The sequence below is a fragment of the Streptomyces sp. BL1 genome, assembly GCF_057628045.1.
Genome location: NZ_JBXYWZ010000002.1, coordinates 5,720,115 through 5,734,379, shown reverse-complemented (window position 1 = coordinate 5,734,379; position 14,265 = coordinate 5,720,115). Strand labels below are relative to the sequence as shown.

At 71.2% G+C, this 14,265-nt stretch carries 14 protein-coding genes; 10 read left to right on the top strand and 4 right to left on the bottom strand.

What is annotated here, in order from left to right:
* The first annotated feature begins 5 nt into the window (after positions 1–5).
* The 4 genes from AC3AGO_RS25185 (at position 6) to AC3AGO_RS25170 (ending at position 4,851) form a co-directional block, all read left to right on the top strand.
* Positions 6–836: a thiazole synthase gene (locus tag AC3AGO_RS25185; protein WP_487822509.1), complete on the top strand. Its 831-nt coding sequence runs from the start codon at positions 6–8 to the stop codon at positions 834–836.
* Positions 837–950: 114 nt separating this feature from the next.
* Entirely contained in the window at positions 951–2,864 is a 1,914-nt protein-coding gene (gene pknB, locus AC3AGO_RS25180) for a Stk1 family PASTA domain-containing Ser/Thr kinase (protein ID WP_487822508.1), read from the top strand.
* Between the two features lie 378 nt (positions 2,865–3,242).
* Positions 3,243–3,965, top strand: a complete 723-nt coding sequence (locus tag AC3AGO_RS25175; protein WP_487822507.1) for a transglycosylase SLT domain-containing protein — start codon at positions 3,243–3,245, stop codon at positions 3,963–3,965.
* A 16-nt stretch (positions 3,966–3,981) separates the two neighbouring features.
* On the top strand, positions 3,982–4,851 hold the full coding sequence (locus tag AC3AGO_RS25170; protein WP_487822506.1) for a deoxyribonuclease IV: 870 nt from the start codon (positions 3,982–3,984) through the stop codon (positions 4,849–4,851).
* A 61-nt stretch (positions 4,852–4,912) separates the two neighbouring features.
* Here AC3AGO_RS25170 and AC3AGO_RS25165 read toward each other — a convergent pair whose 3' ends face one another.
* Positions 4,913–5,536: a sulfite oxidase-like oxidoreductase gene (locus AC3AGO_RS25165; RefSeq protein ID WP_487822505.1), complete on the bottom strand. Its 624-nt coding sequence runs from the start codon at positions 5,534–5,536 to the stop codon at positions 4,913–4,915.
* 250 nt (positions 5,537–5,786) lie between these two features.
* Here AC3AGO_RS25165 and bfr point away from each other — a divergent pair, with 250 nt between their 5' ends.
* Entirely contained in the window at positions 5,787–6,266 is a 480-nt protein-coding gene (gene bfr / locus AC3AGO_RS25160) for a bacterioferritin (RefSeq protein ID WP_487822504.1), read from the top strand.
* 70 nt (positions 6,267–6,336) lie between these two features.
* Here the strand turns inward: bfr and AC3AGO_RS25155 are convergent, their stop codons facing one another.
* Complete coding sequence (locus AC3AGO_RS25155) at positions 6,337–6,585, bottom strand: (2Fe-2S)-binding protein (protein ID WP_487822503.1); 249 nt, start codon at positions 6,583–6,585, stop codon at positions 6,337–6,339.
* A 148-nt stretch (positions 6,586–6,733) separates the two neighbouring features.
* A complete protein-coding gene (locus tag AC3AGO_RS25150) occupies positions 6,734–8,083 on the bottom strand; it encodes a class II 3-deoxy-7-phosphoheptulonate synthase (protein WP_487822502.1) in 1,350 nt (449 codons plus the stop codon).
* Between the two features lie 149 nt (positions 8,084–8,232).
* Between AC3AGO_RS25150 and AC3AGO_RS25145 the strand changes: the two genes are divergently transcribed.
* From AC3AGO_RS25145 to AC3AGO_RS25125, 5 genes are all read left to right on the top strand, one after another.
* Positions 8,233–9,051 (top strand): class I SAM-dependent methyltransferase, encoded by an 819-nt coding sequence (locus AC3AGO_RS25145; protein ID WP_487822501.1) that lies wholly within the window; start codon positions 8,233–8,235, stop codon positions 9,049–9,051.
* 65 nt (positions 9,052–9,116) lie between these two features.
* On the top strand, positions 9,117–9,479 hold the full coding sequence (locus AC3AGO_RS25140; RefSeq protein WP_487824927.1) for an AfsR/SARP family transcriptional regulator: 363 nt from the start codon (positions 9,117–9,119) through the stop codon (positions 9,477–9,479).
* Positions 9,404–10,975 carry an AfsR/SARP family transcriptional regulator gene (locus AC3AGO_RS25135; protein ID WP_487824805.1) on the top strand — a complete coding sequence of 524 codons (1,572 nt, stop codon included), beginning with the start codon at positions 9,404–9,406 and terminating at the stop codon, positions 10,973–10,975. The genes AC3AGO_RS25140 and AC3AGO_RS25135 overlap by 76 nt, the downstream gene beginning before the upstream one ends.
* A 10-nt stretch (positions 10,976–10,985) precedes the next feature.
* Positions 10,986–11,045 carry a trp operon leader peptide gene (locus AC3AGO_RS25130; protein WP_487824804.1) on the top strand — a complete coding sequence of 20 codons (60 nt, stop codon included), beginning with the start codon at positions 10,986–10,988 and terminating at the stop codon, positions 11,043–11,045.
* A 123-nt stretch (positions 11,046–11,168) separates the two neighbouring features.
* On the top strand, positions 11,169–13,082 hold the full coding sequence (locus tag AC3AGO_RS25125) for an anthranilate synthase family protein (protein ID WP_487822500.1): 1,914 nt from the start codon (positions 11,169–11,171) through the stop codon (positions 13,080–13,082).
* A 61-nt stretch (positions 13,083–13,143) separates the two neighbouring features.
* Here AC3AGO_RS25125 and AC3AGO_RS25120 read toward each other — a convergent pair whose 3' ends face one another.
* The gene (locus tag AC3AGO_RS25120; RefSeq protein WP_487822499.1) at positions 13,144–14,154 is read right to left on the bottom strand and encodes a 2-hydroxyacid dehydrogenase; all 1,011 of its coding nucleotides are present in this window, start codon (positions 14,152–14,154) and stop codon (positions 13,144–13,146) included.
* Positions 14,155–14,265 lie beyond the last annotated feature (111 nt).

The following is a 14,265-nucleotide window of genomic DNA, read 5'->3' as shown; positions in this document are numbered from 1 at the left end:
CAGACATGGCCGACACGGCGACTCTCCAGGAGAAGGCCCCCGCGGCCGGCGACCTGCTGACGATCGGCGACACCACGTTCACCTCCCGTCTGATCATGGGGACGGGGGGCGCGCCGAGCCTCGACGTCATGGAGCGCTCGCTGCTCGCCTCGGGCACCGAGCTGACGACGGTGGCGATGCGCAGGCTGGACCCGACGGTGCAGGGCTCGGTGCTGTCCGTACTGCAGAAGCACGGCATCCGCGTACTGCCGAACACCGCCGGCTGCTACACGGCGGGCGAGGCGGTGCTCACCGCGCGCCTCGCGCGCGAGGCGCTGGGTACGGACTGGGTGAAGCTGGAGGTCATCGCCGACGAGCGCACCCTGCTGCCCGATCCGGTCGAACTGCTGGACGCGGCCGAGACGCTCGTCGACGACGGTTTCACCGTTCTCCCCTATACCAACGACGATCCGGTGCTGGCCCGGAAGCTGGAGGACGCCGGCTGTGCGGCGATCATGCCGCTCGGCTCCCCCATCGGCTCGGGGCTCGGCATCCGCAATCCGCACAACTTCCAGCTGATCACCGAGCGGGCCGGGGTGCCCGTGGTGCTCGACGCGGGTGCCGGTACGGCCTCCGACGTCGCCTTCGCGATGGAACTGGGCTGCGAGGCCGTGATGCTGGCGTCCGCCGTGACCCGGGCGCAGGAGCCGGTGCTGATGGCGGAGGCGATGCGGCACGCGGCCGAGGCGGGGCGGCTCGCGTTCCGTGCGGGCCGTATTCCGCGCCGGCACTTCGCCGAGGCGTCCTCGCCCGTGGACGGCGTGGCCGCGCTCGACCCGGAACGCCCGGCCTTCTGACCCGCGAGGCGCCGCCCGCCTGTGTCACGGCCGATGTCACCGTTCGGCTGCAGTTCGGCGGCGCGTCCCGCACCTCCGATTCCCGTGTCCTGACTGCCTCGTAGACTCGTCGCGATGGACACGACCCTTCAGGACCCGATGCTGGGTCAGGTGCTCGACGGCCGGTACCGCATCGAGGCGCGGATCGCCGTCGGCGGTATGGCCACGGTGTACCGCGCGGTGGACACGCGCCTCGACCGTGTGCTGGCCCTGAAGGTGATGCACCCCTCGCTGGCGACGGACGGCGCGTTCGTCGACCGCTTCATCCGCGAGGCCAAGTCCGTCGCCCGGCTCTCGCACCACAATGTGGTGGCGGTGTTCGACCAGGGCACGGACGGCACGTATGTCTATCTGGCGATGGAGTACGTCGCCGGCTGCAATCTGCGCGACGTCCTGCGGGACCGGGGCGCGCTGCAGCCGCGGGCAGCGCTCGACATCCTCGACCCGGTGCTGGCCGCGCTGGGCGCCGCGCACCGCGCGGGTCTGGTGCACCGCGACATGAAGCCGGAGAACGTCCTGATCGGGGACGACGGCCGGGTCAAGGTCGCGGACTTCGGCCTGGTGCGGGCCGTGGACGGGAACACCTCCGGCACCACCGACACCCTGCTGGGCACCGTCTCCTATCTCGCCCCCGAACAGATCGAGCACGGTGTCGCCGACACCCGCTCCGATCTGTACGCGTGCGGCGTGATGCTGTACGAGATGCTGACGGGCGCCAAGCCGCACGACGGCGCGAGCCCGGCCCAGGTGCTGTATCTGCATCTGCACGAGTCGGTGCCGGCGCCCTCCGCGGCCGTTCCCGGTCTCGCGGCCCCACTGGACGCGCTGGTCGCGCGCTCCACGATGCGCGACCCCGGCGGGCGTCCGGAGGACGCGGTGGCCATGCTGTCGGAGGCCCGCGCCGTCCGCGGCGAGCTCACCGAGCAGCAGCTGGACGCGGTGCCCCCGCAGGCCGCCTCCGGTACGGGCACCGGCACGGGCGGCGAGGCCCGTACGAGCGTGCTGCCGCGTACCGCGGCGGGACCCATGCCCGCCGCGGGCGACGGGGTCAGCCGTACGGCCCGGTTCAGCTCCCCTCCCCCGCCGCCCGCGGGTGGCGGCCACCCGGGACGGCGGCGCGGGCCGCGCTGGGTGATCGTGCTGCTGGGCGGACTGCTGCTGGCGCTGGTCGGCACCGGCGTCTGGTACATCAACTCCGGCCAGTTCACACAGTCCCCCGCCGTGCTCGACAAGACGCAGGCGGCGGCGGTCAAGGACGTACGGGAGGCCGGGCTCGACGTGCGCGTCACCCGGGAGTACAGCGAGAGCGTCGAGCGCGGGCACGTCATCGAGACCGACCCGAAGCCGGGCGACCGTATCCGCAACACAGGCAGTGTGACGCTGACCGTCTCGCGGGGCCCGCACATCGTGAAGGTGCCGGACGTGACGGGCACCCCGCTCACCGACGCCAAGGCGAAGCTCAAGAACGCGGGCCTGGAACCGGGCACCGTCCAGCGGAAGTTCGACGAGGAGACCGCGCAGGGCTCCGTCATCACCTCCCGGCCCGGCAAGGGCGCGGACCGGCGGCCGGGCAGCGCCGTGGCGCTGACCGTGTCCAAGGGGGCGCCCGTCGAGGTGCCGGACATCGTCGGCGACGACCCCTCCGACGCGCGCCGGGAACTGCGTGAGGCGGGGCTGAAGGTGCGGCTCGCGCCCCAGAAGGTGTTCTCCGAGGAGGACGAGGGCAGCGTCGCGCGCCAGTCCCCCGCCGACGGCGGGCAGGCCGCCAAGGGCGACACGGTCACGCTGACCGTGTCGAAGGGCCAGGACATGGTCGAGATCCCGGATGTCGAGGACAAGCCGCAGGACGAGGCGACGAAGACGCTGAAGGACGCGGGCTTCACCGTGAAGGTGCGCAAGCTGTTCGTCGGCGACACCGTCTTCAGCCAGTCCCCCGGCGCGGGCGAGGAGTCCCCGCGCGGCTCGTCGGTCACCCTCTGGGTCCGCTGACCGGCTCCGTCTGTCCCGCTCCGCCCGCTCTCATCCCCCGATTTCCGGTACACCACGTGTGCACGCGCATGCGAACCGTGTCTAAACCCCCGGAAAACTGTGACGCCGCGCATAGGACGCACGTCACTTACGAACGACGTTAGTGGCACCTTTTTTCCGCGCCGCGGCCCCGAGCCGCAGAATGCGCACACCATAGGGCTGCCCTCGACTCCCCCACTGCCACCGGATAACCACTACGGGGGATAGTACGTCACACTTTTGATTTGCGATTTTCGGTCCCTTAACAATTGCTCGCGTCGCACGGCGCCGGGGAAAAGGAACTCGGCGTGCATCGCCTCCGGCCTCTGCGACGCAAGCAATGGAAAGGTCCGCTCCCGCATGCTTCGCTCCACCGGCTACACCCGCCTGACCAAGGCACAGCGCTTCTCCGCTGCCGGAGTCGCCGCGGCAGGTGCCGCGGCGCTCACGCTGACGCTCGTCCCCGGCGCGTCCGGCGAGGACCACACCCAGTCCGCCGCCAAGACCGTGCAGGCCCAGCCCGTCTCCTTCAGCCAGGACAGCCTCGTCCCGCAGCAGCGGCAGAACATCGACCAGCAGCACGATGTGGCCCAGCAGCGCGCCAAGGACGAGGCCGCCGCGGCCAAGAAGAAGGCCGAGGAGGCCCGCAAGAAGGCCGAGGCCGCCCAGCAGAAGGCCGCCGCCGAGAAGAAGGCCCAGCAGGAGCGCGCCGCGAAGGCCGCCGCCGCGCGGAAGGCCCAGCGCGCCGAGATCAAGAGCTACCCGAACAACCTGGACGGATGGATCCGCGAGGCGCAGTCCATCATGAAGAAGGAGGGCATCCCCGGTTCGTACGACGGCATCAAGCGCAACATCATGCGCGAGTCCGGCGGCGACCCGAATGCCCAGAACAACACGGACGTCAACGCGCAGAACGGCACCCCGTCGAAGGGTCTGCTGCAGACCATTCCGGCGACGTTCGCCTCGTACCACGTCAAGGGCACGGCCAACAGCGTCACCGACCCGGTCGCGAACATCGTCGCCGCCTGCAACTACGCGGCGGACAACTACGGTTCGATCGACAACGTCGACTCGGCGTACTGAGTCCATACTGGGTGACGTGACAACGCACCGACAGCGCAATCCCATTGGCGGCCATGTCCCCGTAGCCGGGGGCCTGGCCGCCACTGGCATTTCCTACGCAGAAGAAATCGCGGCGGAGACTCTCCAGGTCTTCGTCGCCAATCCGCGGGGCTGGGCCACACCGCCCGGTTCCCCGCAGCAGGACGAGGAATTCAGGTCCGCCTGTGCGGAATTCGGGCTGCCCGCCTATATCCATGCGCCCTATCTGATCAATTTCGGTTCGCACAACGAGGAGACGGTCACCAAGTCCGTTTCCTCGATGCGGCATTCACTCCGCCGCGGCCGGGACATCGGCGCGCTGGGCGTGGTGGTGCACACCGGTTCGGCGACCGGCGGGCGCAGCCGCGGGACGGCCCTGGCGCAGATCCGCGAGAAGATGCTCCCGCTGCTGGACGAGCTGACCGAGGACGGCGATCCGTGGCTGCTGCTGGAGCCGACCGCGGGGCAGGGCGCCTCGGTCTGCTCCCAAGTCCGCGACCTGGAGCCGTACTTCGAGGTGCTCGACCGCCATCCCCGGCTGGGCGTCTGCCTGGACACCTGCCATGTGTACGCGGCGGGGCACGATCTGGCGGCGCCCGGCGGCGTGAAGGACACCCTGGACGAGCTGGCGGAGGTGACCGGGCCCGGCCGGCTGAAGCTGATCCACGCCAACGACTCGAAGGACGTCGCCGGGGCGCACAAGGACCGGCACGCGAACATCGGTTCCGGGCACATCGGCAGTGAACCGTTCGGGGAGCTGCTGGCCCACCCGTTGACCGAGGGGGTGCCGCTGGTGATCGAGACGCCGGGCGGCAAGGAGGGGCACGCGGCGGATGTGGCGCGGCTGAAGGAGCTTCGCGTGGGATGAGGGCTGCGGGGGGGGGATGCGTGCGCCTCGTGTGCGCAGTCCCCCCCCGCGTCCCTGACCTCTAGAGTTCGGGGCCGTCGCCCGGTTCTTCCTGGTAGGAGTAGCGCTGTTCCTGCCAGGGGTCGCCGATGTTGTGGTAGCCGCGCTCTTCCCAGAAGCCGCGGCGGTCGGCCCTCATGTACTCGACGCCGCGCACCCACTTGGGGCCCTTCCAGGCGTACAGGTGCGGCACGATCAGGCGGAGGGGGAACCCGTGCTCCGCGGTGAGCAGTTCACCGTCGCGGTGGGTCGCGAGAAGAGTCTTCTCATCCGTGAAGTCGACGAGCCGCAGGTTCGAACTGAAGCCGTACTCCGCCCAGACCATCACGTGCGTGACGTCCTCGGCGGGCGGCGCCAGCCGCAGCAGGCTGCGCGCACTGATTCCGCCCCATTCGGCGCCCAGCATGCTGAACTTGGTGACGCAGTGCAGATCGGCGACCACGGTCTCGTACGGCAGCGCCGAGAACTCCTCGTGGTTCCAGCAGTGCTTGTCGCCGTCGGCGGTGGCTCCGAAAACGCGGAACTCCCAGCGGTCCGGCTTGAACTTCGGCACCGGGCCGTAGTGCGTGACCGGCCAGCCGCGCTGCAGACGCTGCCCGGGCGGAAGCTCGGAGTGCTCCCCTTCGCGGACTGTCGACTGAGCCATGTCTCCATGGTGACAGACCCCGGCGGGTGCTCCGGACCACGCCCCCGGCGGCCCCACCAGCACCCTCTCCCCCACCGGGCGCGCCACGCTTCCGGAGGGCGCAGGCCGCACGCCCCGAACCGTAAACCCGGGCAAACTTCGGCAAATTCGGTAAGCCTGCACTTACTGGACTGGACTATCACGGCAGTGCAAGGATGCCGCTGCGCGCGCACCCCACCTGCCATTTCCCTGTCCGGAAGGAGCCTGTCTCATGCAGGGCGACAACGAGGTCATCGAGTTCCTGAACGAGCAGCTCACAGCGGAGCTGACGGCTATCAACCAGTACTTCCTGCACGCCAAGATGCAGGAGAACTTCGGCTGGCCGAAGCTCGCGAAGTACACCCGTTCCGAGTCCTTCGACGAGATGAAGCACGCGGAGAAGATCACCGACCGGATCCTGTTCCTGGAAGGGCTTCCCAACTACCAGCGGCTGTTCCACGTCCGGGTGGGCCAGACCGTCACGGAGATGTTCCAGGCGGACCGGCAGATCGAGGTCGAGGCCATCGACCGGCTGCGGCGCGGGATCGACGTCATGCGCAACAAGGGCGACGTCACCTCGGCGAACCTTTTCGAGGACATCCTGGAGGACGAGGAGCACCACATCGACTACCTCGACACACAGCTGGAACTGATCGAGAAGCTCGGGGAGCCGCTGTACATCGCCCAGTTGGTGGAGCAGCCGGACAGCTGAGCCGGCGTCGTACGGTTCAGCCGGTTACAGACATCCCGGCCGGTGACACGATGCGCGCGGGACCGCGGCGTCAGGCCGCTTCCGCGACCTCTTCCTGCGTTTCGGCCAGCAGGGCGGGCACTCCCTCGTCCAGCAGCCGGCTCTTCGGGCAGGCGCCGCGGCCGAGCAGGCCCTGGATGCGGCGGACACACGAGCCGCAGTCGGTGCCGGCCTTGGTCTCGGAGGCTATCTGGCGCGGGGTGCAGGCCCCGGCCTCCGCGTGCTCACGCACCTGTTCTTCGGTGATACCGAAGCAAGAGCAGGCGTACACGCGGACCACCTCCGTTCGTCAGCTGCGGCGACCGCCCCTCGCGGCCGCTGAGGTTAACCTAACCTTACCCCGCTCACGGTGTCCACAAAAGACCATGGGGCCCGGATCTCTGTGATCCGGGCCCCATGCTCATGCGCTGTTCAGCTCGCCGGCGCGGTCACTGGTCGCGGTACATCTCCGCGACCAGGAAGGCCAGGTCGAGCGACTGGCTGCGGTTCAGCCGGGGGTCGCACGCCGTCTCGTAGCGCTGGTGCAGATCGTCCACGAAGATCTCGTCGCCGCCGCCCACGCACTCCGTGACGTCGTCGCCGGTCAGCTCCATGTGGATGCCGCCGGGGTGGGTGCCCAGGCTCTTGTGCACCTCGAAGAAGCCCTTGACCTCGTCCAGCACGTCGTCGAACCGGCGGGTCTTGTGGCCGCTGGCCGCCTCGAAGGTGTTGCCGTGCATCGGGTCGCACACCCACACGACCTGTGCCCCGGAGGCAGTGACCTTCTCGACCAGCTCGGGAAGCCGGTCGCGGATCTTGTCGGCTCCCATCCGGGTGATGAACGTGAGCCGGCCGGGCTCGCGGTCCGGGTCGAGCCGGTCGATGAGGGTGAGCGCCTCTTCGGGCGTCGTGGTCGGGCCGAGCTTCACACCGATCGGGTTGCGCACCTTGGACGCGAACTCGATGTGCGCGCCGTCGAGCTGACGGGTGCGCTCGCCGATCCAGACCATGTGCCCGGACACGTCGTACAGTTCGCCGCTGCGCGAGTCGACCCGGGTCATCGCCGACTCGTAGTCGAGCAGCAGCGCCTCGTGCGACGCGTAGAACTCGACGGTCTTCAGCTCTTCCGGGTCCGTGCCGCAGGCGTGCATGAACTTCAGCGCCTGGTCGATCTCGCGGGCCAGTGCCTCGTACCGCTGCCCCGAGGGGGAGTTCTTCACGAAGTCCTGGTTCCAGGCGTGCACCTGGCGCAGGTCGGCGTAGCCGCCGGTGGTGAAGGCGCGCACCAGGTTCAGCGTGGAGGCGGACGCGTGGTACATCCGCTTCAGCCGCTCCGGGTCGGGGCGGCGGGCCTCCTCGGTGAACTCGAAGCCGTTCACCGAGTCGCCGCGGTACGTCGGCAGGGTCACGCCGTCGCGGGTCTCGGTGGGCTTGGAGCGGGGCTTGCTGTACTGCCCGGCGATCCGGCCGACCTTCACGACCGGGACGGACCCGGCGTAGGTGAGCACGGCGCCCATCTGCAGAAGCGTCTTCAGCTTGTTCCGGATGTGCTCGGCGCTGACGGCGTCGAAGGCCTCGGCGCAGTCCCCGCCCTGGAGCAGGAACGCCTCCCCGCGGGCGACCGCACCCAGGCGGGCACGCAGCTGGTCGCACTCGCCCGCGAAGACGAGCGGCGGATAGGACTCGAGCTCCGCGAGAGCGTCGCGCAGAGCCTCGTGGTCCGGCCAGTCGGGCTGCTGTGCCGCGGGAAGGTCTTGCCAGGTGCGCGCACCGGCGTCGGAGTTGGCGTTCACAGTCACGCACTCCAGGTTACGGGTTCATGTCCAGCTATTTTTACGGGTGCCCGTACTGTGAGACGGCTGAGACGGCCCTCACACGGGTCCTCACACGGCCGTGGTGTCCGCTCGTTCCCTGAGCCACCGCCGGTGGCGCGCGGGAGGGGGACGGCATGACGGACATGGCCATCGACTTCGAGGCGGTCAAGAAGGCGCAGCGGGCGGGCTGGGAGACCGGCGACTATCCGCGCGTCGGCAACACCCTGCAGATCATCGCCGAACTGCTGGTGGAGGCCGCCGACATCCGGGCCGGGCAGCGGGTGCTGGACGTGGCCTGCGGGCAGGGCAACGCGGCCCTCGCGGCGGCGCGGCGGTTCGCCGAGGCCACCGGTGTCGACTACGCCGCGGGGCTGCTGGAGCAGGGCAGGGCCCGCGCCGCTGCGGAACAGCTGCCGGTGACGTTCACCGAGGGCGACGCCGAGCAACTGCCGTTCCCCGACGGGTCCTTCGATCTGACGCTGAGCACCGTGGGCGTGATGTTCGCGCCGGACCACCAGCGGGCCGCCGACGAACTGGTGCGGGTCACGGCGCCGGGCGGCACGATCGCGCTGGCGTCCTGGACGCCGCAGAGCATGGTGGGCCGGATGTTCAAGACGGTGTCCGGGTGGGTGCCGCCGCCCGCCGGGGTACGGTCCCCGGTGCTGTGGGGCACTCCGGAGCACCTGGCCGAGCTGTTCGGGGAGCGGGTGGAGTGGACCCGCGTCACCAGGCGCGAGTACGTGTTCCGGTATCTGTCGTCCACGCACTTCGCGCAGTGGTTCCGGCAGTTCTACGGCCCGGTCACCAGGCTGGCCGACGGCCTGTCGGCCCCGGACCAGGAACGGTTCACGGACGATCTCGCGGCAGTGGCCCGGGAGTTCGACCGGGCCGGTGACGGTACGGTCGCCGCCCCCAGCGAGTACCTCGAAGTGGTGGGCGTCCGGCACGGATAATCGGCTCCTCGTCGCACGCGCCGCCCGTACGCCGGCCGGCCCGGCCCGGCGAGGGGGTGGGGCCCATGCTGACGATCCGCCTGCTGGGGCCGCCGGCCGTCGAGCGGGACGGCCGGCCGGTCCGTCCGCCGCGCGGCCGCAAGGCGTGGGCGCTGCTCGGGTACGTGCTGCTGGCGGAGCGTCCGCCGGGCCGCAAACGCCTGGCGGAGCTGCTGTTCGGGGACGCCGAGGATCCGCTGGGGGCGCTGCGCTGGACCCTCGCCGAACTGCGCAGAGCGCTCGGCCTGCCCGGCGTGCTCGGCGGCGACCCGCTCCGACGGCGCTCGGGGACGGTGTCCGTGTCGACGTCGACCTGCTCACGTACGAGCCGGACGATCCGGCCGCGCTGCTGGGGCTGGGCGGTGACCTGCTGGAAGGGCTGCATCTGACGGCCTGTCTGGAGTTCGAGTCGTGGCTGCTGGTGGAGCGGCACCGTGTGTCGGCCGCCGTGGAGGCGCGGCTGCGGCAGGCGGCGGTCGCGCTGCTCGCCGCCGGTCAGGCCGGCGAGGCGATCGCGTACGCGTCGCGGGCCGTGGCCCGCAATCCGCTGGAGGAGGGCCACCACGAACTGCTGGTCCGCAGCCTCGCCGTACGGGGCGACAGGACCGCGGCGCTGCGGCAGGTCGCGGTGTGCAAGGACCTGCTGCGCCGCGAACTCGGCGTGGAGCCCTCGGCCGCGCTCCTGGAGGCGGCGGGACCGGGTACGGCGGGCACGCAGGTCTCGAACGGCGCGCACCCGTCACGGGGCGGGCCCGCGGCGGAGCGGCCGGTCATGGTGCTGCCGCTGAGCGGCAGGGCGGCGGCCGCGGGGCAGCTCGAAGCGGGCCGGGCCGCCATCGTGGCCGGGGCCGTCGAGGCGGGCCTGGAGTGTCTGCGGCGGGCGGTGGCCGGGGCGGCGCACTGCCGGGACACCGCGCTGCAGGGCCGGGCCCTGGCGGCACTGGGCGGAGCACTGGTCCGCGGGGCGCGGGGGCGAGACGAGGAGGGGGCGGTGGTGCTGCACGAGGCGGTGCTGCTGGCCGCCCGCGCCGGCGACCGCGCCACGTCGGTGACGGCCCACAGGGAGCTGGGCTTCGTCGAGGTGCAGGCGGGCCGCCGCAGGACGGCCGGCGCGTGGCTGGCGAAGGCGCAGGAACTGGCCGAGACGGACGAGGAGTTCGCCGCCGTGCTCGGTGTGCGGGGCATGAACGCCTCGGACCTCGCCGACTATCCGGCGGCCTTCGCGTACCTCGGGGAGTCGGCCGAACGGGCCGGCCGCTGCGCCGACCGCCGGCAGCAGGCGTGGTCGCTGTCCCTGCTCGCCCGCGCCCATCTGCTGCGGGCCGAACACAGCCAGGCGGCGGCAGCCCTGGAGCACTCCCTGGAGCTCGTGCACGAGCAGCGCTGGATGGCGTTCCTGCCCTGGCCGCAGACGCTGCGGGCCGAACTCGACCTGTACGCGGGCGACATGGACGCCGCGGCCGACGGTCTGGAGCGCGCGTGGGTGCTCGCCTGCCAGTTGGGCGACCCCTGCTGGGAGGGCATGGCGGCGCGCGGCCTCGGCCTGCTCAACGCCCGCCTCGGCAACCGGGACGCGGCCCGCGACTGGCTCACGGAGGCGGCGGTGCGGTGCAACAGGGTGCCCGACCGCTATCAGTGGGTGCACGCCTGCGTACTGGACTCGATGATCACCGCGGCGCTGGACCGCGGGGACCGGGAACTGGCCGTACCGCTCGTGGAGACGCTGTCCTCGCTGGCCGCGCGCTGCGAGATGCGGGAGCTCGTGGTCCGCGCGCACCTGCACCGGTACCGACTCGGCGACGGTCCGGCGCTCGCCTCGGCGCGACTGCTCGGCGCCGGTATCGACAACCCTGTGCTCACGCGCCTGCCGGCCGGTGTCGTGTAGGGTTCCCGGCATGTACGCACAGGCCTTGACCGGCAACTGGTGGTGGACCGCTCATCCGGCGGCCCACTGACTGCGCGTACCCACGACAACGCGAAGGCCGCCCGAGGGGCGGCCTTCAGTGCGTTCAGGGCCGTTCCTCCCCCTCGTCACCACAGCCCCGTCCCGCCCAGGGACCGTGACCGGAAGGAACCCGATGGACACCCGGACCGTCCTCGCCCGACTGCTCTCCGACGACGCCCCGCCCTTCGCGCTGCTGCGCAGGCGGACGCCCGGCAGGGACGAGTCCGTCGTCGAAGTGCTGACCGGGCCCGTCGGGGAGGTGGACCGGCTGGACGCCGTTCCGGACGGCGAACTGGGCGCCCTCGCGCTGGTCCCCTTCCGGCAGATCCGCGAGCGGGGCTTCGACGTACGGGACGACGGCACGCCGCTGTCCGTCCTGCTGCCCGACGAGCGGCACGAACTCCCCCTGGACGAGGTGCTGGAGGAGCTGCCGGGGCACCATGTCGACGTGCGGGACGGCGGATTCGACGTGGACGACGCCGCGTACGAGGACATCGTGCGACGGGTCGTCGAGGACGAGATCAGCGCGGGCGAGGGCGCCAACTTCGTCATCCGGCGCACCTTCCAGGGCGAGATCCCCGGCTTCTCCCGGGCCGACGCGCTCGCGCTGTTCGGCCGGCTGCTGAGCGGCGAGCAGGGCGCGTACTGGACGTTCGTGGTGCACACCGGTGACCGGGTGCTGGTGGGCGCCAGCCCGGAGGTGCACGTACGGATGTCCGGCGGCACCGTCGTGATGAACCCGATCAGCGGCACCTACCGCTATCCGGCCGAAGGGCCGGACGTCGAGGGCCTGTTGGAGTTCCTCGATGACCGCAAGGAGAGCGAGGAGCTCTCCATGGTCGTCGACGAGGAGCTGAAGATGATGTGCACCGTCGGCGACATGGGCGGCGTCGTCGTCGGCCCGCGGCTCAAGGAGATGGCGCACCTGGCACACACCGAGTACGAGCTACGCGGGCGCAGCACGCTCGATGTGCGGGACGTGCTGCGGGAGACGATGTTCGCGGCGACGGTGACCGGCTCGCCCGTGCAGAACGCCTGCCGGGTGATCGAGCGGTACGAGCCGGCCGGTGAGGACGGCACCGGCGGCCGCGGCTACTACGCGGGCGCGCTGGCGCTGATCGGGCGGGACGCCGGCGGCGCGCAGACCCTGGACTCGCCGATCCTCATCCGTACGGCCGACATCGACGCGGGCAGCGGCGCGCTGCGGGTGCCGGTCGGGGCGACGCTGGTGCGGGCCTCGGACCCGGCGAGCGAGGTCGCCGAGACCCACGCCAAGGCCGCCGGGGTGCTCACGGCGCTCGGGGTGCGCGAGGCGCCGGCCCGGCGGGGCGCGGCCGGTGCGGTGAAGCTGGCCGAAGACCCCCGTGTCCAGGCCGCGTTGGAGTCGCGGCGCTCGGGCCTGGCGCCCTTCTGGCTGCGGATGCAGACCGGCGGGCCGCGCGAGGAGGGGCAGTTGAGCGGCGAGGTGCTGGTCGTCGACGGGGAGGACACCTTCACGTCGATGCTGGCGCACCTGCTGCGCTCCACCGGACTCGACGTGACGGTGCTGCCGTACGACGAGCCGGGGCTGCGCGAGACGGCGCTCGGCCACGAGGGGCCCGTGGTGCTCGGCCCGGGGCCCGGTGACCCGCGCGATCTGTCCGACCCGAAGATGCGAACGCTGCGCGCGCTGACCGCCGAACTCGTACGGGAGCACAAGCGCGGCCTGCTCGGGGTGTGCCTCGGCCACGAACTCCTCGCCGCCGAACTGGGCCTGGAGATCGTGCGCAAGGAACAGCCGTACCAGGGGGCGCAGGAGCGCATCGAGCTGTTCGGACGGCAGGAGACCGTCGGCTTCTACAACTCCTACACGGCGCGCTGCGAGGAGGAGGCCGTGGCCGAACTGGCGCTGCACCGCGTCGAGGTGAGCCGCGACCCGCGCTCGGGGGACGTGCACGCGCTGCGCGGGCCGGACTTCGCGAGCCTGCAGTTCCACCCGGAGTCGGTGCTCACGCTGGACGGGCCGGCGATCGTCGCGCAGCTGCTGGCCGCCGTCGCGGTGGGCTGACGCCCTGCGCGGGGATGTGCCGCGGGCGGGTCGGGAGCGGGCCGGTTCAGGGCCGGGCCGCTCAACCGCCGTCGCCGTCCGGCCGCACCAGGACGTTCTCGCTGGTGCGGCCGGACAGATAGTCGGTGACGTTGTCGACCGTGGTGTCGATGATCTGCCCGACGGCGTCCTCCGTGTAGTACGCCTGGTGCGAGGTGACCAGCACGTTGTTGAAGGTCATCAGCCGGGCCAGGGTGTCGTCGGTGACCACGTCGAGGGAGCGGTCCAGGAAGAAGAGGCCGGCCTCCGCCTCGTACACGTCGAGACCCACGCCGGAGAGCCGGCCCTTGCGCAGCTCCCCGACCAGCGCCTCGGTGTCGACGAGGCCGCCGCGGCTGGAGTTGACCAGCAGCGCGTCGTCCTTCATGCGGCGCAGCGCCTCGGCGTTGATGAGGTGGTGGGTGTCCGGCAGCAGCGGCACGTGCAGGCTGATCAGATCGGCCTCGTCGAACAGCGTGGGCAGGTCGGTGTACTCCATGCCGAGGGCGCTGCACTCCGGGTTCTCCCTCACGTCCCAGCCGAGCAGCCGCATGCCGAAGCCGTGCGCGATGCGGGTGAACGCCTCGCCGATCTTGCCGGTGCCGATGACGCCCACGGTCCTGCCGTGCCAGTCCCGGCCCAGCAGCCCGTCCAGCCGGAAGTCGAAGTCGCGGGTACGGCGTACGGCGCGGGAGATCCGCCGGTTGACCGCGGTGGCGAGGGTCCACGCGAACTCGGCGACGGAGTACGGCGAGTAGTACGAGACGCGCGCGACGGTCAGGCCGAGGTCGGCGGCCGTGTCCAGGGCGATGTTGTTGAAGCCGGTGGCCCGCTGGGCGATCATCCGGGTGCCGCCGGACGCGAGGGTGCGGAGCACCTCGGCGTCGAGTACGGCGTTGACGCTGACGCTGATCACCTCGTGCCCTGCGGCCAGGGGGGCGGTGTCCCGGTTCATGAAGACGGAGAGGCAGCGGACGTTCACTCCGCGGGCCGCGCAGGCCTTCTCCAGGATCGGCTTTTCGTCGGCCTGGACGCCGAATGCGAGCATCTCCATGTGGGGCTCCCTCCGGGGGAAATCCGGACATCAAGGACAACTTGACTATACGGGAGGGCGTTGTGGGAGTGCCGTCGGTGGGTGCGGTCCCGCTGGGGTTTGCGCAGTTCC